21 protein-coding genes are annotated in these 25,941 nt (G+C 63.0%); 10 read left to right on the forward strand and 11 right to left on the reverse strand.

All coding sequences use genetic code 11. From position 1 onward, the window contains the following. Positions 1 to 27: 27 nt before the first annotated feature. The 5 genes from I6F17_RS07870 to I6F17_RS07890 are packed head-to-tail and all read right to left on the reverse strand — an operon-like array spanning position 28 to position 6,410. Positions 28 to 1,323 (reverse strand): ArgE/DapE family deacylase, encoded by a 1,296-nt coding sequence (locus I6F17_RS07870; protein ID WP_225130219.1) that lies wholly within the window; start codon positions 1,321 to 1,323, stop codon positions 28 to 30. Further along, a complete protein-coding gene (locus I6F17_RS07875) occupies positions 1,320 to 3,008 on the reverse strand; it encodes an ABC transporter ATP-binding protein (protein WP_225130221.1) in 1,689 nt (562 codons plus the stop codon). Before I6F17_RS07875 ends, I6F17_RS07870 begins: the two co-directional genes overlap by 4 nt. Beyond that, positions 3,005 to 3,838, reverse strand: a complete 834-nt coding sequence (locus I6F17_RS07880; RefSeq protein WP_036041939.1) for an ABC transporter permease — start codon at positions 3,836 to 3,838, stop codon at positions 3,005 to 3,007. The genes I6F17_RS07875 and I6F17_RS07880 overlap by 4 nt, the downstream gene beginning before the upstream one ends. Next, on the reverse strand, positions 3,838 to 4,803 hold the full coding sequence (locus tag I6F17_RS07885; protein ID WP_050991902.1) for an ABC transporter permease: 966 nt from the start codon (positions 4,801 to 4,803) through the stop codon (positions 3,838 to 3,840). Before I6F17_RS07885 ends, I6F17_RS07880 begins: the two co-directional genes overlap by 1 nt. 32 nt (positions 4,804 to 4,835) lie before the next feature. Further along, complete coding sequence (locus tag I6F17_RS07890; protein ID WP_225130223.1) at positions 4,836 to 6,410, reverse strand: ABC transporter substrate-binding protein; 1,575 nt, start codon at positions 6,408 to 6,410, stop codon at positions 4,836 to 4,838. A 209-nt stretch (positions 6,411 to 6,619) separates the two neighbouring features. On the opposite strand from I6F17_RS07890, the gene I6F17_RS07895 reads away from it, so the two are divergent. Continuing rightward, positions 6,620 to 7,480, forward strand: coding sequence for a helix-turn-helix transcriptional regulator (locus tag I6F17_RS07895; protein ID WP_225130225.1), 861 nt, complete (start codon positions 6,620 to 6,622; stop codon positions 7,478 to 7,480). A 551-nt stretch (positions 7,481 to 8,031) separates the two neighbouring features. Beyond that, a complete protein-coding gene (locus tag I6F17_RS07900; protein WP_249782404.1) occupies positions 8,032 to 9,135 on the forward strand; it encodes a murein L,D-transpeptidase family protein in 1,104 nt (367 codons plus the stop codon). Positions 9,136 to 9,149: 14 nt separating this feature from the next. On the opposite strand, the gene glnT is transcribed toward I6F17_RS07900, so the two are convergent. The 4 genes from glnT to I6F17_RS07920 are packed head-to-tail and all read right to left on the reverse strand — an operon-like array spanning position 9,150 to position 13,437. Then, positions 9,150 to 10,448 (reverse strand): type III glutamate--ammonia ligase, encoded by a 1,299-nt coding sequence (gene glnT, locus I6F17_RS07905; RefSeq protein ID WP_225130227.1) that lies wholly within the window; start codon positions 10,446 to 10,448, stop codon positions 9,150 to 9,152. A gap of 33 nt (positions 10,449 to 10,481) precedes the next feature. Next, positions 10,482 to 11,831 carry an FMN-binding glutamate synthase family protein gene (locus I6F17_RS07910; RefSeq protein WP_225130229.1) on the reverse strand — a complete coding sequence of 450 codons (1,350 nt, stop codon included), beginning with the start codon at positions 11,829 to 11,831 and terminating at the stop codon, positions 10,482 to 10,484. Between the two features lie 17 nt (positions 11,832 to 11,848). After that, positions 11,849 to 12,544, reverse strand: coding sequence for a protein glxC (locus I6F17_RS07915; RefSeq protein WP_225130231.1), 696 nt, complete (start codon positions 12,542 to 12,544; stop codon positions 11,849 to 11,851). After that, on the reverse strand, positions 12,544 to 13,437 hold the full coding sequence (locus I6F17_RS07920; protein ID WP_225130233.1) for a glutamine amidotransferase family protein: 894 nt from the start codon (positions 13,435 to 13,437) through the stop codon (positions 12,544 to 12,546). Before I6F17_RS07920 ends, I6F17_RS07915 begins: the two co-directional genes overlap by 1 nt. Before the next feature lie 137 nt (positions 13,438 to 13,574). Between I6F17_RS07920 and I6F17_RS07925 the strand changes: the two genes are divergently transcribed. The 5 genes from I6F17_RS07925 to I6F17_RS07945 all read left to right on the forward strand — a co-directional run bounded on the left by I6F17_RS07925 (position 13,575) and on the right by I6F17_RS07945 (position 19,404). Beyond that, complete coding sequence (locus I6F17_RS07925; RefSeq protein WP_225130235.1) at positions 13,575 to 14,825, forward strand: sarcosine oxidase subunit beta family protein; 1,251 nt, start codon at positions 13,575 to 13,577, stop codon at positions 14,823 to 14,825. Between the two features lie 11 nt (positions 14,826 to 14,836). Beyond that, positions 14,837 to 15,106, forward strand: a complete 270-nt coding sequence (locus I6F17_RS07930; protein ID WP_225130237.1) for a sarcosine oxidase subunit delta — start codon at positions 14,837 to 14,839, stop codon at positions 15,104 to 15,106. Further along, complete coding sequence (locus I6F17_RS07935) at positions 15,103 to 18,087, forward strand: sarcosine oxidase subunit alpha family protein (RefSeq protein ID WP_225130239.1); 2,985 nt, start codon at positions 15,103 to 15,105, stop codon at positions 18,085 to 18,087. The genes I6F17_RS07930 and I6F17_RS07935 overlap by 4 nt, the downstream gene beginning before the upstream one ends. Then, the gene (locus I6F17_RS07940; RefSeq protein WP_225130241.1) at positions 18,080 to 18,655 is read left to right on the forward strand and encodes a sarcosine oxidase subunit gamma family protein; all 576 of its coding nucleotides are present in this window, start codon (positions 18,080 to 18,082) and stop codon (positions 18,653 to 18,655) included. Before I6F17_RS07935 ends, I6F17_RS07940 begins: the two co-directional genes overlap by 8 nt. 101 nt (positions 18,656 to 18,756) lie before the next feature. Beyond that, positions 18,757 to 19,404, forward strand: coding sequence for an XRE family transcriptional regulator (locus I6F17_RS07945; protein ID WP_131870224.1), 648 nt, complete (start codon positions 18,757 to 18,759; stop codon positions 19,402 to 19,404). Positions 19,405 to 19,708: 304 nt separating this feature from the next. On the opposite strand, the gene I6F17_RS07950 is transcribed toward I6F17_RS07945, so the two are convergent. Then, positions 19,709 to 19,864: a hypothetical protein gene (locus tag I6F17_RS07950; protein ID WP_225130242.1), complete on the reverse strand. Its 156-nt coding sequence runs from the start codon at positions 19,862 to 19,864 to the stop codon at positions 19,709 to 19,711. Between the two features lie 533 nt (positions 19,865 to 20,397). Here I6F17_RS07950 and I6F17_RS07955 point away from each other — a divergent pair. Continuing rightward, positions 20,398 to 21,252: a catalase gene (locus tag I6F17_RS07955; protein ID WP_225130243.1), complete on the forward strand. Its 855-nt coding sequence runs from the start codon at positions 20,398 to 20,400 to the stop codon at positions 21,250 to 21,252. 26 nt (positions 21,253 to 21,278) lie between these two features. Here I6F17_RS07955 and I6F17_RS07960 read toward each other — a convergent pair whose 3' ends face one another. Continuing rightward, positions 21,279 to 22,211 carry an AraC family transcriptional regulator gene (locus tag I6F17_RS07960; protein WP_225130244.1) on the reverse strand — a complete coding sequence of 311 codons (933 nt, stop codon included), beginning with the start codon at positions 22,209 to 22,211 and terminating at the stop codon, positions 21,279 to 21,281. Between the two features lie 492 nt (positions 22,212 to 22,703). On the opposite strand from I6F17_RS07960, the gene I6F17_RS07965 reads away from it, so the two are divergent. Together I6F17_RS07965 and I6F17_RS07970 are read left to right on the forward strand one after the other, a co-directional pair. Beyond that, the gene (locus I6F17_RS07965; RefSeq protein ID WP_225114641.1) at positions 22,704 to 23,549 is read left to right on the forward strand and encodes an AraC family transcriptional regulator; all 846 of its coding nucleotides are present in this window, start codon (positions 22,704 to 22,706) and stop codon (positions 23,547 to 23,549) included. Between the two features lie 1,160 nt (positions 23,550 to 24,709). Next, on the forward strand, positions 24,710 to 25,927 hold the full coding sequence (locus tag I6F17_RS07970) for an NAD(P)/FAD-dependent oxidoreductase (RefSeq protein ID WP_225130245.1): 1,218 nt from the start codon (positions 24,710 to 24,712) through the stop codon (positions 25,925 to 25,927). The last annotated feature ends 14 nt before the right edge of the window (positions 25,928 to 25,941 follow it).

Raw genomic sequence — 25,941 nt, forward strand, 5'->3', positions numbered from 1 at the left:
TTTTTGCGGTGAATTTCCTTCTTTCGGCTAATTGGCCTCGATGCCGCACCAGCTCGCGGTGAACAGCGCAAGCGCCTTGGTGACGCGCTTGACCGAGGCGAGATCGACGCGCTCGTTGAAGCCGTGCGCGCCTTCCATCGTGGCGCCAAAGCAAAACGCAGGCACGCCGAAATCGAGACCATAGAAGCGCGCATCGGTCAGTGCGGTTGACGAGAAGCTGGTCAGCTTGCGGCCGAACACGTGCTCGTAGACCGGAGCGAGAACCGCCTCGCTTTCCTGAATCTCGGTCGCCTCGTAGCCCGGCGACAGGAAGCCGGACCAGACGATCTCCGGCGGATTGTTGGCGAGGAATGGATGCGAGCGCGCCGCCTTGGCGACGAAATCCACGATCTCGGCCTGGGCGTCGGCGATCTTCCAGCCGGGCAGCACACCAATGCGGCAATCGACATCGCACCAGGCGGGCACGCTGGAGGCCCAGTCACCGCCCTTGATGATTCCAGGATTGAAGTTGAGCGGATGCTCGACCGATTTGAACGAGGGGTGCGTCTTGGCGCGCTCGTTCCATTCGGCCTCGAGACCTTCGAGCTTCTGGATCAGGTGGATTGCAGCCTTGATCGCATTTGAGCCGGTGCCGGCGCGTGCGACATGGACTGGTATCCCGCGCACTTTCAGGCGGAACCAGATCACGCCGACCTGGGCACGCATCAGCTTCTCGTCGGTCGGTTCGGGCAGGATGCAGACATCGGCACGATAGCCGCGCTGAAGTGTGGAGAGCGCGCCGAGACCGGTGCTCTCCTCCTCGATCACCGATTGCAGGTGGATGCGGCCCTTGGGCCTGTAGCCCGCGGCCTTGATCGCATCGAGCGCGTAGAGCGCCGAGATTGTACCGGACTTCATGTCGCCGGCGCCGCGACCATAGAGCCAACCGTTCTCGACCACCGGCTGAAACGGTGGCCGCTCCCACATGTCGAGCGGACCTGCCGGCACGACGTCGCAATGGCCCTGAAGGATCAGTGAGCGGCCCTCTTCCCTGGCCGGCCGGCAGGTGCCGACGACGGAGCGGGCACGCGAGAAATCGGTCTCGACCGGACCATAGCCCGGCAGCGCCTTCAGATCGTCCTGGTTGATGACCCAGTCATCGACCTCGTAGCCGCGATCGCGCAACAGCTTTGCGAACATGTCCTGACAGGGCGCCTCCGCCGCGCGCGTGCTCGGGATTGCCGTGAACGCGATCGTGGTGTCGATCTGCTCGTCGAAGGCGGCATCCACGGCGGCCTCGATGCGCTCGCGCGCGCCGGCTGGAAGGGGACGGCTGTCGGTCATGAACTCATCCTCGCTGTCGGTAGTGCGCCGGTCACGCTGGCAAAGCCCGGCTGGTCGAAGAAATCGCGGCCCGGGATCGCATCGAGCAGCTCGCGTGTGTAGGCGGCTTGAGGGGCCGTGAAAACGTCCGCGGTCGCGCCCTCTTCAACGATGCGCCCCTTCTGGAGCACGATGACGCGGTCGGCGATCTCGGCGGCGATCCGCAGGTCGTGGGTGATGAAGATCATGGCGAGCTTCATCTCCTGACGGAGCTCGGCAAGCAGCGCCAGCACCTGAGCCTGGACGGAAACGTCAAGCGCCGACACGGCTTCGTCAGCGATGAGCACGCGCGGCTTGAGTGCCAGTGCGCGCGCAATACAGATGCGCTGGCGCTGGCCGCCAGAGAACTCGTGGGGGTAACGATCGGCGGCGACGGCGTTGAGACCAACTCGCACCAGCAGCTTTCTCGCCTGCTCCATCGCTTCCGTGCGCGACGTGCCAAAGGCCATTGGTCCGCGCGCAATGGCATCGCCGACCTTCTGGCGCGGATCGAGGCTCGCAAACGGATCCTGGAACACGATCTGGAGCTGTTTTCGCGCCTGGCGGAGCGCCTCGCCGCGGAGCTGGCGCAGATCCTGGCCGTTGAAGCGGATGGCACCGCCATCCGGCTCGGTCAAACGCATGATCATGCGCCCGAGCGTCGACTTGCCGGACCCGGATTCGCCGACGACGGCGAGCGTCTCGCCCTCGTACAAGGTCAGCGAGATGCCGTCGGCCGCGACGACCTCGCGCGGCGGCTGCAACAGGCCGCGCTTGACCCGGAATGTCTTCTCAAGACCGATGACTTCGAGCAGCGGTGTAGGATGGACCGCGGTGCGGCGGATCTCGTCGAGCCGCGCCTTCGGCACGGCATCGATCAACTCGCGGGTGTAGTCAGCCTTAGGACTGCGCAGAACTTCCTCGACCGTCCCCTGCTCCACCACCTTGCCGTGACGAAGCACCACGACGCGGTCGGCGACATCGGCAACGACGCCAAAATCATGGGTGATCAACAGCACGCCCATGCCGCGGTCGCGTCGGAGATCGTCGATCAGCCGCAGGATCTGACGTTGGGTGGTGACGTCGAGCGCTGTGGTCGGCTCGTCAGCGACCAGGAGCGCCGGACGGTTGGCCATCGCCATCGCGATCATGACGCGCTGGCGCTGGCCGCCGGACAGCTCGAACGGATAGCTCTTCTCAAGCAGCTTTGGATTTGGCAGGCCGACCTGCGTCAGGAGCTGCTGCACGCGTTCGTGCACCTCGATTGCCGACGGCATCGGCTTCTGATGGGTGAGGATCATCTCCTCGATCTGCCTGCCAACCCGCTTGAGCGGATTCAGCGAGGACAACGGCTCCTGAAAGATCATCGCGGCTTCGCCGCCGCGCAGGCGGCGCAGCGCCTGCCGGTCGAGCTTTGCCGGATCTTGTCCTGCGACAGTCACGGCGCCCGCGGCAATATTGACGCTCTTCGGCAGCAGCGACAGCACCGCATGGGCGATCATCGACTTGCCCGAGCCGGACTCGCCGACGAGACAGACGACCTCGTTGGGCTTGACCTGGAAGAAGACGTTCTCGACCGCGAACGGGCGATCGCCGCCTTCGGGCAGCGCGATCGAGAGCCCCTCGACCGACAGAACGGGTGCCTTGGCTTGCACGGCCTCGCTCATGACCGGCGCCTCGATACACGCGGATTGAGCACATCGGAGAGACCTTCGCCGAACAGGTTGATGGCAAGCACGGTGATGAGGATCGCGAGCCCCGGAAACACGCTCATCCACCAGGCATTACGGATGACGGTGCGGCCGGCTCCGATCATGAAACCCCAGGACATCAGATTGGGATCGCCGAGGCCCATGAAGGACAACGCGCTTTCGAGCAGGATGGCGGTGGCGACCGTCAGGGAGGTCACGACCAGGATCGGCGAAATCGCATTGGGCAGGATATGGCCGAGCACGATCTGCAAGGAGCCCTCACCCTGGCACAGCGCGGCTTCGACGAACTCACGATTGCGCAGGCGCAGGAACTCGGCGCGGGTGAGGCGCGCCAGCGGCGGCCAGCTCACGGCGCCGATGGTCAGGATGATCGTCAGCAGCGACGGGTTGAAGGTCGCGACCAAGAGGATCGCAAGCACGAAAGCGGGGATAGTCTGGAACAGCTCGGTCACCCGCATCAGCACGAGATCGACCTTGCCGCCGAAATAGCCGGAAATTGCGCCGATCGTGACGCCGATCACCATAGCCGCCATGGCCGAGGCGATGCCGATGACGAGCGACACGCGGGCACCATAGGCGACGCCAGCCGCAACGTCGCGGCCGAGCGTGTCGCCGCCGAGCAGCAGGCCGTCCTCGCCGGGCGGCGTGAACGGCGCGCTGACCATTTCCCAGGGCGAGACCGGAAAGACGGTGGGCGCGATGAGCGCGATGACGACCACGACAAGCAGCACGGCGAGGCCGACCATGCCGCTAGGATGACGCAGGAAGGCGCGAACCGCATCCATCACGCAGCTCCTGTCGTCATGCGGGGATCAATCAGCCTGTAGATCAGGTCGGTCAGCAGATTGAGCACGATGACCACGATCGAGAGAATGAGAAAAATGCCGAGCAGCACGGGATAATCACGCTGGAGCAGCGCATCGAAGGTCAGCCGGCCGAGGCCCGGCCAGGCGAACACCGTCTCGATGACCACGGCGCCGCCGACCAGCGCGCCGGCTTGCATGCCGGCCACGGTGACGACGGGCACCAGCGCGTTGCGCAGCATGTGGCCGACCACAATGCTGGGCCCGGACAGGCCCTTGGCGCGCGCGGTCTTGATGAAGTCCTGCTGGGCGACCTCGATGATCGAGGACCGCATCAACCGGGCATAGATCGCGAGATAGATCGCCGCCAGCGAGGTCACCGGCATGATCATGTGCTTGGCGATGTCGAGCGCATGCTCCAGCGGCGAGAGCTTGACGTTGATGGTCTCGTAACCGAACGGCGGCAGCCAGCCGAGTGTCACGGAGAAGACCAGCACCAGCATCAGCCCCAGCCAGAACACCGGCGTCGCATAAAGCACCAGCGACAGCACGGTGAAAACCGTATCGAGCACGCTGCCCGCCGCCAGCCCCGCGAGCGCGCCGAGGGTCGTGCCGATCAACAGCGCGAGGCAGAAGGCCGTCACCGTCAACAGCAGCGTCGCCGGCAGCCGTTCCAGGATGAGATCGACCACCGCGCGGCGCTGGCGGTAGGAATAGCCGAGGTCGAGCCTGACGACGCGGCCGAGATAGCTTGCGAGCTGCACGGCGTAAGGCTTGTCGAGCCCATATTCCTTGCGCAGATCTTCCAGCAGCTTCGGATCGGACGCGCCGGATTGGCCGGCCATGACCTGGGCGGGATCGCCAGGGGCGGCCCGCACCAGCACGAAGTTGAAAGTGGCGATGACGAGGATGACGGCGACGAGCTGGACAATTCGGCTCAGTGCCATCAGCCCGATCGTCGCCGCGCTGCCAAGACGGATCACGATTTGTAGACCGACCCGAAAGTCTCGTGCGAGCCGATGCCGGTCGACACGATGTTCTTGAACGCCTTGTCGTAGATGATGGGATATTCGAGCTCCAGCGTCCAGGCGACCGGCACGTCCTCGACCAGGATCTGCTGCACCTTGGAATAAAGCTCCAGTCGCTTGGCCTCGTCGAGCGTGACGGCGGCCTCGTCGAACAGCCTGTCGACCTCAGGGTTGGAATAGCCTTCGGTGTTCGAGAACAGGATGCCTTTCTTGATGTTCGACGACACGTAAGTGCGGGAGACGCCGAGCGCGGGATCGCCGAGCTGGTAGAGCAGGTTTTGGGTCATCTCATAGTCCCAGTTGCCGACCTTCTCGGCCCAGCCCGCCATATCGGTGCCGACGAGGACGAGATCGATGCCGACGCGGGCAAAGCTCTGGCGGAAGAACTCGCCGGCGCGCTGATAGGATTCGCCGTAAGGCGGCACGATGTATTTGATCTCAGCGCGCTTGCCGTTGGTGTCGGGCTTCAGCCCCATCTCGTCGAGCAGCGCCTTGGCCTTGTCGATCGAATAGTCGTAGCGCTTGACCTTGCCGTCGTAAAATTTCGTCTTGGACGAGATCGGGCCGGTCGCGACCTTGGCGCTGCCGAAATAGACCCGCTTGGCGAGCGCGTCGCGGTCGATCAGGTGCATCACCGCCTGCCGGAAGCGCTTGTCGTTCATCGGCGCGATACGGTTGTTCATCTCGAGCCACTGGTGCGGCGCGAAATACTCATAGCCCTTGGTGGTGACTTCGAGGTTCTTCTGCGCCTTGAAGCGCTGCACGTCGAAGAACTCGACGTCGGTCCATTGCGCGAGTTGCACCGTGCCGTTCTCCAGCGCCAGCGCGCGCGATGCCGAATCCGGGATGATGCGGTAGATGATCTCATCCAGGTACGGCTGGTCCTTCAGATAGTATCCTTCATGGCGCACCAGATGGACATGCGAGCCGCGCACCCATTCCTTCAGCTTGAATGGGCCGGTGCCGATCGCCTTGTCGTTCAGCGGGTTCTTGCGGTAGTCGGTGCCTTCATAGATGTGCTTTGGCACGATCGGCGCCGAGGTGCAGTCAAAGCAGCCGAGGAACGGCGCAAAGGGCTGCTTCAGCTTGAACACGACGGTGAGCGGATCGGGCGCCTCGGCCGAAGCGACGCGCGCAAAATTCTGCCGCGCGCGCGGATGCGTCTCGGTCAACACCTTCATGCAGCTGAACACGACGTCCGCGGACGTCATCGGCTTGCCATCGTGGAAGGTGATGTTGGGAAACAGCTTGAACGTATAGGTCAGCCCGTCCGGCGAAATCTCCCAGGACTGCGCCATGCCCGGCATCGGCTTGAGGTCAGCGCCATATTTGAGATTCTCGTAGATCTTGCCGCCGAGCGTCAGCGTCGGCTGTTGCTGGTTGAAGGCGGTGACCAGCAGCGGCGGCTCGGGCTGGATGATCGTGTTGAGTGTTCCACCGCGGGTCTGGCCGGCCGCTCGCGTGATGCCGAAGGGGATAGCGGCGCCGGCGGCCAGCATGGCCTGGGTGAATTCGCGTCTGTTCATCGAGCTCTCCGTGTCGCATATCGGCGTGAGAAGGACGTTGCCAGACGCCGTTCGGCTTTGACGAATCTGGCCGGCGCGAGCATTGTTGCCAAACGCCCTGTCCCGCGCTACCTGATCGGGGACAAGAACCATCGCGATCGGGCCATATCTGGCCCGGAAGATGCATAAGAGCCTTGCAGAAAAGGACTTGGATCGGGAGTTCACGACACGTGAAAGTCGTAGCGCGGCGAGATGTGACTGGCGAATTGCGCACCTGCAGCAAACAGGAGGGCCCCGCAGCGGCCGCCAACTATGCCGGACAACTTCAGACGATCGCGCGGCCGGTCGCCGCGATGACCGCAACTTATCCAAACGAGAGCACCAGCACGCGGCACGCGCATCGGCGCGACCAGTTCGTCCTGCAGATCACCGGCGTCACGGCGATGATGACCGAGCGTGGTCATTTCGTGGTTCCACCCGGCCATGGTTTATGGATTCCGGCTGGCGTTGTACATCAGTCGCGCGCCTGGGGTGAAGTCGAGGCCCAGACGATCTATGTCACGCCTGATCGCCGACGAGGAACGTCGGAGACGTGCCGCCTGATTCGTGCATCCTCGCTCGTCGAAGCCCTGATGGACGAGGCGGTGCGGATGCCGCAGACCTACGACCAGGACGGACGCGACGGCAAGCTTCTCGAACTCCTGCTCGCCGAGATCTCACACATGCCGGAGGTGACGCTTCACGTGCAGGTGCCACCGGACCCCCGCCTTGCGGCGATCTGTAAGGCAGTGCTTGGCGACCCCTCCTCGGACCTTACGCTCGACGACTGGGCAGACAAATACAGCCTCAGCCGGCGAACGCTGACGAGGCTGTTCCGCCGCGAGACCGGTCAGAGCTTTTCAGTGTGGCGACAACGCGTGCGGCTCTTGGAAGCTTTGGCACGCCTGGGCGCAGGCGAACCCGTCACATGCGTAGCGCTGGACGTGGGCTATGACAGCCCGAGCGCATTCGCCGCCATGTTTAAGCGCGAGCTAGGCGCTGCACCGCGGCATTATCTTCGCTGGACAGATCAAGAAGTCGTGCTGCGCTAGTCGCTAGCGACGACGCCGGTTCGTCGAGATGAAAATCGCGCTGAGACAGCCATCTTGTAGTAATGGTGGTCGCGCCAGCGCGTGCGTTCGCCCGTAGCGGGGACCATCTTGCAGCAGAACCATGATGTGTCATCGCGTGCTGAAGCGTACAGGCGCCGTGATGGATCGCCGGGCGCCTGCCGGAGGTACCGGCGAGGCACGGTGCACCAGCGCGATCACCTCTCGTCGAGCTCAGCTGAGCCTGCCGAACGGGCGAGGCTTGCGAAGAGCACATTGCCTCGAGGTCGAGCACTCCGTAGACGATGTCGTCCGATTGATCCATAGTACTGCAATCGAACGACTTGTGTTGCGCCTTCGCGTGCTTGCCGGGCGCGGTGTCGAACCGCTGAAACAGCGTCCGGTGGTTCGGCGACATCGGGGGCAGAATGAATAGACTTTTCCGGCAAATGCGATGGTGTCGGAGCGGAAGTCGGTCGAGGAGGCTACGATGTTCGTCGGATTTGAGAAATAACGGCGCGCGGCGGGCTGGAGGTACAGCAGTGATACGCGCCATGGTCCGACACGCAATTGTGCTGGCGGCGGCTTTTGCCGCTGCCTTAGCACCTGCCACATGCTTCGGCGAAAGCAGCAAGCCGCTGCCCGCCAAGGCGACGCAGGAATTGCCGGCCGAGCTGCTCGCGCTGCTCGAACAGAAGAAGATGCCGAAATATTCCCCTATCCTTGTGCGTCTTTTCAAGGACGAGGCAGAGCTCGAAGTCTGGAAGCAGGACACGGCCGGCCGTTTCCAATTGCTGAAGACCTATCCGATCTGCCGGTGGTCGGGCGATCTCGGGCCGAAATTGTACGAGGGCGACCGACAGGCTCCGGAAGGCTTTTATACAGTTACGCCTGAGTTGATGAACCCCAACTCCGATTTCTATCTCTCGATCAACCTCGGCTATCCGAACAGCTTCGACAGGGCAAACAAGCGAAACGGCAGCTTCCTCATGATCCACGGCGACTGCTGGTCGAGTGGCTGCTATGCCATGACGGACGAGCAGATCAGCGAGATCTATTCGCTGGCGCGTGACTCGTTCCGCGGCGGCCGAACATCGTTCCAGGTCCAAGCCTACCCGTTCCGCCTGACACCGGTGAATCTGGCGCGCCATCGAAACAATCCCAACCTGCCCTTCTGGGAAATGCTCAAGGTCGGCAACGATCATTTCGAGACGACACAACTCGAACCCAGAGTGGATGTGTGTAACCGCCGCTATGTGTTCGATGCGCAACCTTCCCCGAATTCGCCGCACCCTCTCGTGTTCAATCCGATCGAGAAATGCCCTCCCTTTGTCGTCAATCCGGAAATCGCGCGAAGGGCGCTGGAAAAACGGCGCGCCGACGAGCGCGCGTACGCGCAATTGCTTGAAGACAACGTGCCAGTTGCCCCGATCTACAGCGGATTCGACGGCGGAATGAACAAGGCTTTTCTCGCTCGGTACCCGGGCAGGGTGACGCTTGCGAAAGTGATGCCATATGCATCCTACCTGCCGCAATTGCCACCGATCCCCTGGACCGACAATGATGGTTCGTTGACGAGCAAATGGTTTGGTACTTGGTCCTCCAGATCGTCTGTGTGTGATACGGCGCGTGCCGGCTTCCCATCGCGCCAGTGCTGAACACCTGTTGCGACTCAACAGTCCAGAGTGTTGTCTCGCTCCCATTGCGTCAGATGGCGTGCGTAGTCGTTCCACTCCTCATGCTTCAGCTTGAGATAGGCGGGTACGAACTCCCCGAGATGATCCCGCAGCACGCTTGAATGTTCGAGCGCTCGCAAGGCATCGAGCAGATTCATCGGGAGCCGCTTGGCCGAGGTCACGGTGTGCCCCTCGGTATACATGTTGATGTCGAGTCGCTTTCCGGGATCTCGCTTGTTGCTGAGGCCGTCGAGTCCGGCGGATAGAACCGCGGCCTGCAGCAGGTAGGGATTGGCAGCACCGTCGGCGAGCCGCAGCTCGAAACGGCCGGCCTCGGGAATTCGGATCAAGTGGGTTCGGTTGTTTCCGGTGTAGGTGACCGAGTTCGGCGCCCAGGTCGCGCCCGAGACCGTTCGGGGTGCATTGATACGCTTGTAGGAATTGACCGAAGGATTGAGGATAGCGGCCAGGGCGTCAGCCGAATTGATCACGCCGCCGAGGAAATGATAGCCGAGCTCGGAGACGCCGAGGTCGCCGCCTTCGTCCTCGAACAGGTTTCGCTCACCTTTCCACAGCGACACGTGCACATGACAACCGCTGCCGGTCAGCGAGATGAACGGCTTCGGCATGAAGGTCGCGCGGAGGCCATGCTTCTCGGCGATGGAGCGCGCCATGTATTTGAAGAAGGCATGCCGGTCCGCCGTGACCAGCGCCTCGGCGAACTGCCAGTTCATCTCGAACTGGCCGTTGGCATCCTCGTGATCGTTCTGATAGGGCTGCCAGCCCAGCTCCAGCATGGCATCGCAGAGCTCACTGATGACATCGTAGCGCCGCATCAGCGCCTGCTGATCATAGCAGGGCTTCGTCTGCCGGTCGGCGGTGTCGCAGACCTCGCGGCCATCTTCGGTCAGCAGGAAGAACTCGCACTCCACGCCGGTCTTCATCGTCAGGCCGGCGCTCGCAGCCTCCGCGATCTTGCGCTTGAGCACGTTACGCGGCGCGTGCGCAACCGGTTTGCCGTTCATCCAGGGATCGGCGGCCAACCAGCCGACCTCGCGCCGCCAAGGCAACTGGATGAGCGTATCGGGATCCGGCACGGCAAACAGATCCGGATCAGCAGGCGTCATATCGAGCCAAGTGGCGAAGCCGGCAAATCCCGCGCCGTTCTTGGCCATGCCGTCGATCGCCGCGGCCGGCACCAACTTGGCCCGCTGCACGCCGAACAGATCGGCATAGGAGATCAGAAAGTATTTGATCCCCTTCTCGCGCGCTGTATCCGAAATCTTCGTTGACATCATTGTCTCCACACTACTCGCCATTGAGCAGGTTCACGTCAAATCCGTCTTCGGATCGTGATGACCCGGTATCCACGAAGTTCCGGCCAAGGGGACGCGCGCCATCGCCGCGGCTTCGATCGTCAGCGCTACGAGGTCCTCGGGCTCAAGATTATGGACGTGGCTCTTGCCACATGCACGAGCGATGGTTTGGGTCTCGAGTGTCAGCACCGAGAGATAGTTTGCAAGGCGCCGGCCGGCCTTGACCGGGTCGAGCCGTGCGGCAAGCTCCGGATCCTGCGTCGTGATCCCGGCGGGATCGCGTCCGTCCTGCCAGTCGTCATAGGCCCCTGCAGTGCTACCCAATTTCCGATATTCGTCTTCGAGGCCGGGATCGTTGTCGCCGATCGCGATCAGCGCGGCCGTCCCGATCGAGACCGCATCCGCTCCCAACGCGAGCGCCTTGGCCACATCCGCGCCGTTGCGGATGCCGCCCGATACGATCAGTTGGACCTTCCGATGCATGCCGAGATCCTGCAAAGCCTGTGCCGCCGGCCGGATCGCAGCGAGGATCGGCAACCCGACATGCTCGATGAACACATCCTGCGTCGCAGCCGTGCCGCCTTGCATGCCATCAAGAACAACGACGTCGGCACCGGACTTCACCGCGAGCGCCGTATCGTAATAGGGCCTGCTGGCCCCGACCTTGACGTAGATGGGCTTTTCCCAGTCGGTGATCTCGCGCAATTCCTCGATCTTGATTTCGAGATCATCTGGCCCGGTCCAATCCGGATGCCGGCAGGCCGAGCGCTGATCGATGCCTTCCGGCAACGTCCGCATCCTGGCGATGCGCGGCGAGATCTTCTGGCCCAGCAGCATGCCGCCACCACCGGGCTTGGCACCCTGCCCGATCACGATCTCAATCGCATCCGCGCGCCGGAGATCGTCCGGGTTCATGCCGTAACGCGAAGGCAGATATTGATAGACCAGGATCGACGAGTGCCCGCGTTCCTCGTCAGTCATGCCCCCGTCACCGGTCGTGGTCGAGGTACCGACAGCGGATGCGCCGCGCCCCAAGGCTTCTTTTGCCGGCGCCGACAGCGCACCAAAGCTCATGCCGGCGATCGTGATCGGAATCTTCAACTCGATCGGCTTGCTGGCAAAGCGGCTGCCGAGCACAACATTGGTGCCGCAGCGCTCGCGATAACCCTCCAGCGGATATCTGGAGATCGACGCGCCGAGAAACAGCAGGTCATCAAAATGCGGCAGCTTGCGCTTGGCGCCGCCGCCCCGGATGTCGTAGATACCGGTCGCCGCCGCACGATGGATCTCGGCGATGGCCTGCGGATCGAAGGTCGCGGAGAATCGCGGAGGAGTGGCGGCTTTCGGACTTTGTGCGTTCATCGGGAAGCCGTCCTGCCTCAGTACGCATCGACGTTGTCGACGTGGAAATGATAGAGCTTGCGGGCCGATCCATAGAGCCGGAAACCGTCTGGGCCGCCGTCCGAACCGGCCGACAGCCCTGCCCTCTCCAGCACCTCGCGAAGAATGACCTTGTCCTCGTCCGACAGCGGCTTCTCGATGCAGTCTGCACCGAGGCTTGCCACCGATCCGCGCACGAAAAGCCGCGCCTCGTAGATGGAATCGCCGAGCGCCTCGCCGGCATCGCCGAACACGACGAGAGTGCCGGCCTGCGCCATGAACGCACTCATCGGACCGATCGAGCCTTTCACGACGATATCGATGCCCTTCATCGAAATGCCGCAACGTGCCGACGCATTGCCCTCGATAACCAACAGCCCGCCAACGCCGGTCGCCCCCGCTGCCTGGCTGGCGTCGCCCTTCACCCGGACCTCGCCGGAAACCATGTTCTCGGCAACCCCGACGCCGGCATTTCCATGGATGACGATTGTGGCATGCTTGTTCATGCCCGCGCAGTAATAGCCGACATGCCCCTTCACCTCGACGGTCACGGGGGCATCGAGACCGCAGGCGATGGCATGCTTGCCTTGCGGATGCTCGATCACCCATCGCGTCTCGTTGGTCTCTGGCGTGAGCCGATGCAGCTCGCCATTGAGTTCACGGACGCTGCTTTCTTCGAGATCGACGGAGCGCATCAACGCAATTCCCACGCATAGACCCTGGCCGGCTCCGGCTCGAACACCCGCGCTTTTCCGGCATTGGGAAGCACGGCGAGCGCGCGATATTCCGATCCGAACGCGACATAGTCGTCGGTCTCCGCCATGACCGCCGGCTTGCAACTGATGGGGTCGCGGAGCACCGCGAAACCACTCTCGGTTCCGACCACGAATGTGAAGAACCCGTCGAGATCGGCGAGACTGTCCGTTAACGCCTGCTCCAGCGACGCACCCTGCTGCATGCGCCAGGTGAGGAAACCCGCGGCAACCTCGCTGTCGTTGTCCGTTTCGAACGTCAGCCCTTCCCGGCTGAGAAAACGCCGTACGCCGCAATGGTTGGAAAGCGAGCCGTTATGAACCAGACACTGGTCCTTTCCGGTCGAAAACGGGTGCGCACCACGCGTCGTGACGGCGGATTCGGTTGCCATCCGGGTGTGGCCGATGCCGTGCGTGCCGCTCATTCCCGACAGTTCGAACCGCTTGGCGACTTGCTCCGGAAGCCCGACCTCCTTGAACAGCTCCATCCTGGCGCCCACGCCGACCAGCGTCACGCGACTGTCGCGCGCGATCAGCAACCGCACCTCTTGTTCACGCGCCAACGGCACTGAGACCACGGCGTGGGTGTCGTGAAAGACTGAGTCCAGATCGCCCGCGCCCGCCTTGCCGAGAGCCGCCACCGCCTCACGAATCTCGACGGCCGATGCTGCACGCAGCGTAAGCTTGACGTGATCCGCTTGCGAGCTGCCGTAGACCGCGAACCCAGCGCTGTCGGGACCGCGATCGCTCATCACGCCGAGCATGGCCGCAAGGTGAAACCCGAGCTCAGGATGCAACCCGGGGTTCTTGAGGAATAGACCGACAATACCGCACATGCCTGCTCTCCATCGGGCGAACCATGCATATCGTCCCGTGTGGACGGCTGTCAACTATCGAGAACAATGTTTTCTTGTCAGGAAATATCGAATAGTGTGGTCCGGGCTCGACTTCCAACTCCAATGCGATCCTCTCCATGCACTACTCGATCTTCCGTCTCGCTCATCAAGCCCTGCTCGGCCATCGCGGCTGGACGGCGGCTTGGCGCGACGCCAGCCCGAAACCGTCCTACGACGTCATCGTCGTCGGCGGCGGCGGGCACGGCCTTGCGACGGCTTACTATCTCGCGAGACATTTCGGCATCGCCAACATCGCCGTGCTGGAAAAGGGCTGGATCGGCTCCGGCAATGCTGGCCGCAACACCACGATCATCCGCTCGAACTACCTGCTGCCCGGCAACAATCCCTTCTACGAATTCTCGATGCAGCTCTGGGAGGGCCTGGAGAAAGATCTGAACTACAACGCGATGGTGAGCCAGCGCGGCGTGCTGAACCTGTTCCACTCCGATGCGCAACGCGACGCCGCAGCCCGCCGCGGCAACGCGATGCGACTGCATGGCGTCGACGCCGAACTGCTCGACCGGACCGCCGTCCGGCGCATGCTGCCGTTCCTCGATTTCGACAATGCCCGATTTCCGATCGAGGGCGGCCTGCTGCAGCGACGCGGCGGAACGGCCCGTCACGACGCCGTCGTATGGGGCTATGCGCGCGCGGCCAGCGACCGCGGCGTCGACATCATCCAGAATTGCGAAGTTACCGGCATGATCCGCGAGGGCGATCGCATCGTCGGCGTGGAAACAACGCGTGGGACGATCCGCGCACCAAGGGTGGCGCTGGCTGTTGCCGGGAATACCTCGCGGCTGACGGCCATGGCCGGTCTGCGCATGCCGATCGAAAGCCACGTCTTGCAGGCCTTCGTCAGCGAGGCCATCAAGCCGTTGATTCCGGGTGTCGTCACCTTTGGCGCAGGCCACTTCTATATCAGCCAGTCCGACAAGGGTGGCCTCGTGTTCGGCGGCGACATCGATGGCTACAATTCCTATGCGCAACGCGGCAATCTGCCGACCGTAGAGGATGTCTGCGAAAGCGGAATGGCATTGATGCCCATGATTGGACGGTTGCGGATGTTGCGCTCGTGGGGCGGCATCATGGACATGTCCATGGACGGTTCGCCCATCATCGACCACACCGCGCTTCACGGCCTCTATCTGAATGCCGGCTGGTGCTATGGCGGATTCAAGGCCACGCCGGCATCCGGCTGGTGCTTCGCCCACCTGATTGCCCGCGACGAACCGCATCCGGTGGCACGCGCCTTCCGGCTTGATCGTTTCGCCAGCGGCCATCTGCTCGATGAAAAGGGCCAGGGCGCCCAACCCAATCTGCACTGAAGGGCGATCGCATGCGCATTCCCTGCCCGTTCTGCGGCGATCGCGACGTCAGCGAATTCGCCTATCTTGGCGATGCCGGCGTCCCGCGGCCGGCTGCCGACGCCCCCGACGCCGACCGTCAATTCTTCGAGGCGCTCTATCTGCGGGAGAATCCGTCCGGGCTGCATCGCGAACTCTGGTATCACGCATCGGGCTGCCGAAGCTGGCTGGAAGTCGAGCGCAATACCAGGACCCATGACATCACCAAGGCGACCTTTGCCCGCGACCGGGTCCGTTCATGAGCGACAAAAGCGCCCCGCAACCCAACAGAATCGAAGGCGGTCTGATCGACCGCAGCAAAGCCTTGCGCTTCCACTTTGACGGCAAGTGCTATCAGGGCTTTCAGGGCGATACGCTGGCATCCGCTCTTCTCGCCTCCGGCGTCAGGATCGTCGGCCGCTCGTTCAAATATCATCGTCCGCGCGGCATCATGACCGCCGGCGCCGAGGAGCCGAATGCGCTGGTCGAACTGCGGAGCGGCGCACGTCGCGAGCCAAACACGCGCGCCACCACGATCGAGCTGTTTGACGGGCTCGAGGCGCGGAGCCAGAACCGCTGGCCGTCGCTGCGTTATGATATCGGTGCCGTCAACTCGCTGTTGTCGCCCCTTTTTGTCGCCGGCTTCTACTACAAGACCTTCATGTGGCCCGCTTCGTTCTGGGAACGGGTCTATGAGCCTCTGATCCGACGGGCCGCTGGCCTCGGCAAAGCCAGCCTGCAGCCCGATCCCGACGAGTACGAGAAGGCGCACGCCTTCTGCGATGTGCTGGTCATCGGCGGCGGCCCCGGCGGCCTCGCCGCCGCGCTGGCAGCGGGACGCGCGGGCGCCCGGGTCATCATCGCGGATGATGATTTCATCCCCGGCGGCCGACTGAACAACGACGTCCACACCATCGACGGCCTCTCAGGCGCCGAATGGGCCAAATACACCGCCAAAGAGTTGGACGCACTCCCGAACGTCACAATGATGCTGCGGACCACAATCTTCGGCGCCTATGACGGGCGCACTTTCGGCGCGCTCGAACGCGTTTCCGATCACCTGCCCGTTCCCCCCGCACATCAGCCGCGTCAGCGCCTATGGAAGATCGTGGCGCAGCGATCCATTCTTGGGGCCGGCGCCATCGAACGGCCGATCGTGTTCGGCGGCAATGACCGCCCCGGAATCATGCTGGCCTCCGCGGTGCGCACCTATCTCAATCGCTACGGCGTGGCGCCGGGCAAGGCGGCGACCCTGTTCACGAGTTGCGACGATGGCTGGCGCACGGCGCTCGACCTCGCGCGTGCCGGAGTCAAGGTCCAAGCCATTATCGATGCACGATCCGAGATCTCCCCATCGCTGGTCGCCTCCGGCCAGACGATCGGCGCCAGGCTGTTGAAGGGCGCGCACGTCGTTGACACGCGCGGCGCACATGGCCTCAGCCAAATTCGCGTGCGGACCAATAAGGGCGACGACATCGCGATGGAGTCCGACCTGCTTGCGGTCAGCGGCGGCTGGAATCCGAACCTCGCGCTCTCGACCCATCTCGGCGGTCGTCCGCGCTGGTCCGAGGAACGCTCGGCCTTCCTGCCCGGCGATCTGCCGCCGGATCTCGTCGTCATCGGCGCCGCGAGCGGCGCACTGACGCTGGCGGAGGCGCTGAAACAAGGCGCGGCTGCCGGGGCGGCCAGTGCGGATGCTGCCGGATTCAATGCAGGGGTCCCGCCCGAATTCGTCGTCGACGACGAGAGCATCGCCGGCGAGCCGCTGTGGCAAGTCTCAGCATCCCGATCGAAGGCTTTCGTCGACTACCAGAACGACGTGACGCAGGCCGACATCGCGCTTGCCGCCCGCGAGGGCTTTACGTCGGTCGAGCATCTGAAGCGCTACACCACGCTCGGCATGGCCACCGACCAAGGCAAGATGGCAGCCGTGATCGGTCACGCCATGATGGCGGCGCTCACGGATCGTCCGATGCAGCAGGTCGGCACCACCATCGCGCGCCCCCCCGTCACACCAGTCGCGATCGGCGCCTTCGCCGGCCGTCATCGCGGCCAGGATTTCCGCCCGGTCCGGCTGGCGCCGAGCCACCGCTGGGCCGAACAGCTCGGCGCGACCTTCGTCGACGCGGGCCCGTGGCGGCGCGCGCAGTGGTTTGCACGAGCAGGCGAAGCGGACTGGCTTTCAACCGTGATTCGCGAGGTCAAGACCGTGCGCAGCGCCGTCGGCGTCTGCGACGTCTCGACCTTGGGTAAGATTGACGTCCAGGGCGCGGATGCCGGTATCTTCCTCGATCGCATCTACATCAACACCTTCTCCACCCTGCCCGTCGGCAAGGTGCGCTATGGATTGATGCTGCGCGAGGACGGCATCGCGATGGATGACGGAACCTGCGCCCGCTTTGCGCCCGATCACTACGTGATGTCGACGACGACGGCGAACGCAGCGAAGGTGATGCAGCATCTCGATCACGCCCGACAAGTGCTCTGGCCTGAGCTCGACGTCCAGGCCATCTCCGTCACCGAGCAGTGGGCCCAATTCGCCATTGCCGGACCGCGTGGGCGCGAGCTTCTGGATCGCCTGCTCGGCGGCGCGATCGACATATCCGACGCCGCATTTCCGTATCTCGCCTGCGCGGAGTTCCGCTGGAGACAGCGGCCGGCGCGGCTGTTCCGCGTCTCCTTTTCGGGCGAGCTCGGCTACGAGCTCGCGGTCCCGGCGCGCTTTGCCGACGAGACGATCCGAGCCATCATGGAGGCCGGCGCCGGGTACGGCCTCACTCCCTACGGCACCGAAGCGCTTGGCGTGATGCGTATCGAGAAGGGACACGTCGCCGGCAACGAGCTCAACGGCACCACCACCGCGCACGATCTCGGGCTCGGCCGGATGGTGGGCAAGAAGGACTTTATCGGCAAAGTGCTTTCGCGTCGGCCCGGACTCGTCGATCCGGACCGTCCGGCCGTGATCGGGTTAAAGCCGATCGATCGCCGGCAACGCCTGCGCAACGGCGCTCACCTGCTCTCGCCCGGTGCGGCCGTCAAGCTCGAGAACGATCAGGGATACGTCACGTCGTCGGCATTCTCGCCGATGCTCGGCCATTGGATTGCGCTGGCTCTGCTGACACGCGGCCGAGAACGCGTGGGACAGATCTTGCGGGTCGTCGACCCTCTGCGAGGTGCCGATTTCGAGGCCGAGATATGTTCTCCCGTCTTCTATGATCCGGAAGGAGCGCGGCTGCGTGGCTGATCGTCTCAATCATCGCTTTGCGGTGTCCTCCAACCCGGGCGTCATCGTATCGATACGCAATGATCTCGGCTGCGCGACCATCATGGTTCGGCGCGGCGCGGACGAGCAATTGAAACAGCGCGTCAAGGCCGCCTATGGAATCGATCTCGTTCCCGGTCCGCGCCGCAGCGCATCTGGCAATGTCGCCTTTCTCGGAATCGGGCCTACGACCTGGCTCGCGACGCAGGATGATGGCGGCAATGGATTTTCCGTCTCGTTGAAGCAGGCTGTCGGCGATGCCGCATCGCTGACCGATCAGACCGACGGCTATGTCATCCATCGCGTCAGCGGGCCGCGGGTCGGCCAGGCTCTCGCCAAGGGTTTTCCGATCGATCTGCACAACCGTGCCTTCGCGCCGGGCGCCGTCGCCGTGACGGCCGTTTCGCACCTCGGCGCCATCATCTGGCGGCTTGATGATCTGGAAGATGGTACACCGGTTTTCGAGATTGCGGTCTTCCGCAGCCTTGTCGACAGTTTCCATCGCTGGCTGGATGACAGCCTGGCAGAGTTCCGCCTCGCACGGAGCTGATCGCCTATCGGCAATGCATCGAAGCTGCGTGCCGTCCAATCCTGGTATACTGGTCGATCGGCCCTGGGACATGCTCGGGTCACATCTAAAGGACCTATCTGATGGCGAGGGCCAAAAGCTCGAAAACAGTCTCACGCGAGGCGCCTGAATACCGCACCGGCTCCAATGCACCGCAGGATCCCCGCAACCTCGAACGCGCCCTGGGTGCCCAGATCCGAAAGTTGCGCCGGGATGGCGATCTGTCGGTGCTCGACTTATCAGCCGCATCGTCGATCTCGGCCGGCATGCTGTCGAAGATCGAGAACGGGCAGATTTCTCCGTCACTGGCGACGCTTCAGTCGATCGCCAAGGCGCTCAACGTCCCGCTCAGCCTGTTGTTTGCAGCCTCCGAAGAGCGACGCGATTGTTCATTCGTGCGCGCCAAGCAGGGCGTCGTGATCGAGCGGCGCGGAACCAAGGTGGGTCATGTCTACCAATTGCTCGGACATGTCATCGGCGGCGACGTCGTCGTCGAGCCGTACATGATCACGTTGAAGGAGGACGCCGAGCCCTTCACGGCATTCCAGCACGCCGGCATGGAATTCATCTACATGCTCACCGGCGAGGTCGACTATCGGCACGGCGATAGCAGTTACCGTCTGCGGCCCGGCGATTCCATCCTGTTTGATTCCGGCGCGTTGCATGGTCCGGAGAGGCTCGTCAAGCTGCCGATGACGTATCTGTCTATTATCGTGTATCCACGCGGCTGATCTTCGCAATCTAGCGCGTCGGGTTCTGACCTATGGGGCGCTATGCCTCTCTCCTCGCCCGGTTCAGCATCGGAGCCGCCCCGTAAGTGGTATCTCCAACAAGCCGCTCCGGCTTACGTCCGAAGCGCTCGTCGGCCTGGCTGATCCGGGTGGGATGTCGGGTTCGTGCCATCGGCGGGAGAAGGCACTTGGCTGAGCTCTCGCGGAACCTGCGGAGGCCCGACCGAGTGGCCGGGCGCATGCATTAGCAGCAATCGCTCTGTAGGTACGGCAATCGCTCTGGCGCAGCAGCAGACCCGATCCGCTAAATCATCGGCCGACATCCAAGCGGACGGAGAAAAACGATGATCTGGAAAAACATTGTCAGTCCTCGTGTGATCGCACCGGCTTCTGCGCGCTGGTCCGCAAAGTCTGTTTTTTGCTCGAAGACGGCTGTGACCGTGTCCGACATCGCCAGCATTCTTCAGAACCTATTTTTGGACCTACGCGATAGCTACCGGCCCGAGCTGCACTACATGCGTGGTCCTGGCCCGAAATGGCGGGCCAAGCATCAGCCTCGGCCGAAGTTCGCTTCTGAAGGTGTATTGGCGGTGGTGCAGCACCGGACTGGGCAGCCCCAACGCAGTGGTCGAGCTGACGCCCTAGGTGAGAGTGGCCGATCGTCTTTTGGAGGTTCTCTGTCCAGAGAGAGCTCCGCGATTGCTAAGCGTCAGAACGTAAGCGGCTGCTCGTCTGCTCCCCTCAAGGCGGGCTTCGCCAGCTGCAGCGTTCGCGTCAGCTCCGGACCAGAAGCGAACTGAGGTCCTGCGAACGGTACGCATCGGGGATGCTGCCGTCGGCAAGCTTTGTCGCAGAAACGGACAAGGCGGGAAGGATTCGGGAAAGACGCCCAAAGTTGTCCTGCCCAAGAACTTTACCAACTCTAGATCACGAGGTCCCGTCCTGCCCAAGTTCCCCCGCGGCCTTGCCGGCTCCGCATCCATAGTCGCCGCCATGAAGACGGTTGGCGGCCTTCCGCCAAAGTCACGTGCAAGCTTTGCCAATGGCCGATGCGTTCGCGGCACCTATACCCCATCGGACCAGGCGCGGGAGGTCACGAAATCCTGTAGCTTCACCAAGCCTTCGCGCCTCCTGGCGCGCTTCTCGGTGGCGGAAGGCCCAGACACCAACTACCTGTTATTGCGCGGATTCAGCTTCCGGCTTGGCAGCGATGGCGAGCGCTCGGATATTTTAACCCAGAGTGCCCCGGTTCATTTCGCGAGGACCCCCGACCAGATGCTGGCTTTCCTTCGAGCACGTACTCCAGGACCCGACGGCAAGCCGGATCTGGAAGTGGTCGAGACATTTTCAGTTGCCAATCCCGAGACGCTGCATCAGGCGAGCTACATCGCCGCGCATCCGCCTGCCGCAAGCTTTGCCTCAACAACCTATTGGGGCGTGCACGCGTTTCCCGCGACCAGTTCAAGAGGCGAGACAAGGTTCATCAAGTTCAAGGTCACGCCAGTCGGCGAACAGGCGGCGAGGCGCAGGGCCGCAGCCAACGCAAAACCCACCGAGCACGACCTCGAATCCCGGATCGCGGCTCGCGATATGAGGTTCAGTGTGATGGCGCTGCTGGACCGTCCGGGCGACCCGGTCATGGACGTGACCGTCCGATGGCCCGATGAGGACGGACGCGAAGCGGTACGGCTGGGAACGATCGTGATCACTGGTGTCGAAGAAAATGATGCCTGCGACGAACCCGTGTTCAATCCGGCAACTCTGGCCGAAGGAATCGGTCATCCGTTGGACGAGATGTTTGCGGTGCGTCGCGCCGCTTACGCTATCTCGCAGGCAACGCGTCGCTGAGCGAAAAGGCTTCTGCCGGGGCCCGATCACTTCTCGCTTTCCGGTGCACCCTGCGCCTCGCGGCGCCACGTTCCCGGGCTGACGCCGACCACAGACGAAAACACCCTCGTGAAGTGGCTTTGATTGGCGAACCCGGCCGATATTGCAATTTCCGACAGCGACAGGTCGCGAACCGTCATCAGTTGCTTGGCCGCCTTCACACGCTGGCGCAGCAGCCACTGGTGCGGCGGCAGGCCGGTGGAGATGCGAAACGCGCGCGAAAAGTGGCTGATCGAAAGATCGAACTCGGCCGCGATTTCCTGCAACGAAAGCTTTCCGCCGAGATCAGATTCCAGCCTTTCGCAGACGCGCTTGACCTGCCACGGCGCAAGACCGCCGCGATTCGGTTCAGTGCAGGGACGTAGCCCGCCGTAGGCCTGGGCGACGTGTGCGGTGAGCGCGAGCATCATGTGATCGATGAAAAGCTGGTTCGTCTCGTCTGGCCGACGCAGCGCTTGTTGCAATGACGCGCCGATATGACGGACGACCGTGTCGTCATGGCCTACGCCGAGTTCACAGGCAAGCTGACCGACGCGCGGCATGCGGGCGTGCTCAGTGAGGCCGTCGAGCGCCGAGCGCGGCAAATAGAAAAACAGGGAGTGGAACGGCTTGTCGATCACGTAGCGCGGATCGCGCTTGAGATCGTACAGATAGGTCGCTCCCGCGGGAACATCCGCTTTCATCACGCACTTGCCATTTTCCCAGAGTTCGCAGTCGGGATAATCGTGAAGTTTCAGGCTGACGACGAAAGCATCCTCCGCGGTAAAGGAACCGGAAAGACCCGGCACTGGATTGTCATCCCGGGTTTCGGTGACCGCGAGCTCCACCCCGCGCAGTGACCTCGTTATCAGCGAGGGCGGCGCATCCTTCAGGTGCAAAAACCGCCCGAGCTTCCGGCCGAAGGCGCTCGCCTGGGTCATAGGATAACTCTCTCAGCGAAGTTGGACTGACAAGCGCCCGCACGTGATTTCGTGAACCCATTATCTGACGCTAGCGCACGGTCGTCCAGTTTCGTCGTGGCAGTTTCGTGACACAAAGCTCGATGTCTGCTCGAGAACGTCAGCGATTTTGTCCATTCGCTGCCGCTTACGACGGCTCCCGGCGTCGATTGCCTATTTCGACAGCAGCTAACCGCCACCGTCCGCCGCGCTGATTGCGACTTTAATCGCGGCGCGGGCACTTAGCATCAGCTTACAGCAGGATCAGGCAAAGCATGGGAGTTTTGAGAAAGACGCTGGGACTCTACCCGCTTAGAACGCGCGCCGAACGCTCAACGATGCTCCTCGAAGCTAGGACAGTTCATGAGCCAGCCAATCTTGCGCGATCATTCGCACCAACAAAACCAGTCAGACGCTTCCGGCGCGCAGCAGCGTTATTTGCAGGTTGCCGACCGCCGTCCTGCCGATGTTGAGATGGCACGCGTGCTTCACACCAAACCACTCAGCATGGCTTTGGACCCCTCTGGGAGCGCGATCGCTCACTGGAAACATGAGCCATTGCACGACGTCGTCGAGCCTATGAGCCATCACGTCATTATGGCTTACAACGGCTCGATGCAGCGCATGGAGCGTCGGACAGGCAGATCGGTTGCGATCGGAACGTTTCGGCCCGGTGTATTGATAATCATTCCGGAAGGATCAAGCTCACGATGGGATATTCCGAAACCTGTTGATGTCGTTCAGCTCTATCTTCCTCACGCAGTGCTCAAGCGCGTTGCTGACGAAGCCAACACCGCCACACCGATCGACCTCGTGGAGCGAACGGCGCATCACGACCCCATTACGTCCCGATTGATCTTGAGCGCGACGGATGTCCTGGAGAGCAATGAGGCGCTGGATACGCTGTTCAGGCACCAATTAATAGACCTTCTGGCCACGCGTCTTCTGGCTGCGCACACCGGCTCGCCAACGACGATCCAGCCAACAATGGGCGGGCTTTCGCCGAAGGTCCTGCTCCGTGCCACCGACCGCTTGCGCTCGGACAGCGATTCGGACGTCTCGCTCGCGGCGCTGGCTTCGGATGCCGGTCTATCGCGCTTTCATTTCTGCCGTGCCTTCAAGGAAAGCACCGGGCTTTCGCCTCATGCCTGGCTGCGCCAGTACCGGCTCGAGCAGGCCATGAGCATGCTGCGCGATAGCGATGAATCCGTCGTCTCGATCGCGGCGGCCCTCGGCTACTCCTCCCAGACCGCCTTCGCCGCGGCATTCAAGAAACTGACCGGCGAAACGCCAAGCGACTGGAGACGTCACAAGCGTTGACGGCATTCGGTCTACCGTAACAAGCTTTTCCCCACAGCGGGAACTGTCCACGACGCAGTCGCACTTATGGCCGACCACGTCCATGGCTTTCCCCCACGGCATCACTGCGGTTCTAGCGGTGAGTGGGAAATCGGCGGTGTTTGGAGCGGCGCGTTCTCGCACGATGACACTCATCGACCGGTCTCGACCTCGCGATGGGTATTCCCGGGTTCTTGAAACGTGATGCTGTAATCCGCAGGCAACAGTCGAGCGCGTTGTCCGGCACGGCATCCCCTGCGATCTCTTGGACCGCGATCCAGCCTGTCATTGACGCGTTGTCGCCGATGGCAATGCCGCCGCACCGGCGAACACTTGCGCCGACATCGATACCGATGTCTCACTCGCGAGGCGGGCCTGTCGAGCTTCCACTTCTTCCGAGCCTTCAAGGAAAGCACCGGGATCTCGCCGCCCGTTCGGCTGCGCCACAGTACCGCTCGATCACCATGAACATGCTGCAAGTCGCCGACGCATGGTTTTTTGTCGCTGGCGGCGGAGCTCGGCTACGCGGTCTCGTACGCCCTCGCCGTGGCGTTCAGCGATTGGCTGGGCGAAAGCCCTAGCGCAACGCCGCATGCGTTAGCAGCAATCGCTCTGCAGGTACAGCAATCGCTCTGGCGCAGTCGCATCTTCGGTCCGCTAGATCATGAGGGTGCCCCACGCCCCAGCAGACGGAGACAACATGCTCAGGAAGAACTTGGTCGACCGGCTTGCAATCACTTCACGCCGAAAAGGCTTCGTGACCGCACTCGTGTACGGACTTTCGTTGGGAGTTCGCTTCACTTCAGCAGCGGGGGAAGAGGTGGAAATTCCAGCGCAGGCCGTGCAACGGACCAGTCCCGTGATTTCCATCATGTCCAAAGTAGGCGCCCAGCTCCCCTACCAGAACTGGGGCCCGAGCCCAGCTTTGCCCGTGACCCTTAACCGTGCCTGGGCATCCCCTTTCGGAGGCTGCCGCGCGGCTTGTGAAAACCCCATGCCGATGTCTTCGGCACCGAACTGCCTACCATAGGCCCGCCGGTCCTCGGTCCGCCTGTTCGCGTCGACGTCGATCGGAGGATGCTTGCCGCCCAAGAGAAGCGGCGGTGCACTACCGAGAAAATCAAACCAAAGGAGTAGGTCACATGCGACTTGTTATCATAGGAGCCGGCTTCGCTGGCATGTACGCCGCACTTTCCGCAGCCCGCCTGCGCGATATCCAGGGCGTTTCGCCCGAGGAGCTCGAGATCGCGCTGGTCGCGCCAGAGCCAACGCTGGTGGTCCGGCCGCGGCTGTACGAACCGAAGCCCGAGACCCTGACGGCGCCGCTGCTGGATGTGCTCAAGGCCGTCGATGTTACTTACGTGCAAGGCAGCGCCGAAACCATCGACGCCAAATCCCGCACGGTGGGCATCGTCGCCACCAAGGGTGCGAAGAAGACCCTTTCCTACGACCGGCTGGTGGTGGCGACCGGCAGCCGGCTATTCCGTCCGAACATTCCGGGCCTCAGCGAGCACGGATTTAGCGTCGACTCGCTCGATGATGCAATCGCCCTCGACAAGCATTTGCACGGCCTGGCGAAACGGCCGGCGGCGAACGGGCGTGACACGGTTGTCGTTGCCGGCGGCGGTTTCACCGGCATCGAGGCGGCCACCGAGATGCCCTCGCGACTGCGCGGAATCCTCGGCAAGGACGCCAAGACGCGCGTCATCATCGTCGACCGCAACAAGGCGATCGCGCCTGATATGGGCGAAGGCCCCCGTCCTGTCATCGAAGAGGCCCTGCGCAAGCTCGGCGTGGAGACCCGGCTTGGCGCCGGCATTACATCGCTGGACGAATCCGGCGTCACGCTTTCCGACGGCGAGCACATCGAGGCCGAGACCGTGATCTGGGCGGCAGGTATTCGCGCGGCACCGTTGACCCAGCAGATCCCGGCCGAGCGCGACAATTTCGGCCGCCTACTGGTCGACCGGGATTTGCGCGTGCCATCAGTGCCAGGTGTCTTCGCTACCGGCGATGCCGCCAGGGCCGCAAGCGACGATATCGGCAATTACGCGCTGATGTCGTGTCAGCACGCCACGCGAATGGGCGCTTTTGCCGGCAACAACGCCGCCGCCGAACTGCTGGGCGTTCCGACCAAGCCCTATCACCAGAAGGGCTATGTCACCTGCCTCGACCTCGGCGAAGCCGGTGCGCTGTTCACCGTTGGTTGGGAACGCAAAGTGGCGATGGTCGGCGAGGTCGCCAAGAAGACCAAGCAGGAGATCAACACCGTCTGGATCTATCCGCCGCAGCCCGAGCGTGCCGCCGCGCTGGCCGCTGCCGATCCGGAGCGTGTGACTGACGTGAGTGGCTTCTTCTAGATGCTTCACGCGAA

The organism is Bradyrhizobium sp. NBAIM18 (assembly GCF_020193825.1).
GTDB lineage: Bacteria > Pseudomonadota > Alphaproteobacteria > Rhizobiales > Xanthobacteraceae > Bradyrhizobium > Bradyrhizobium yuanmingense.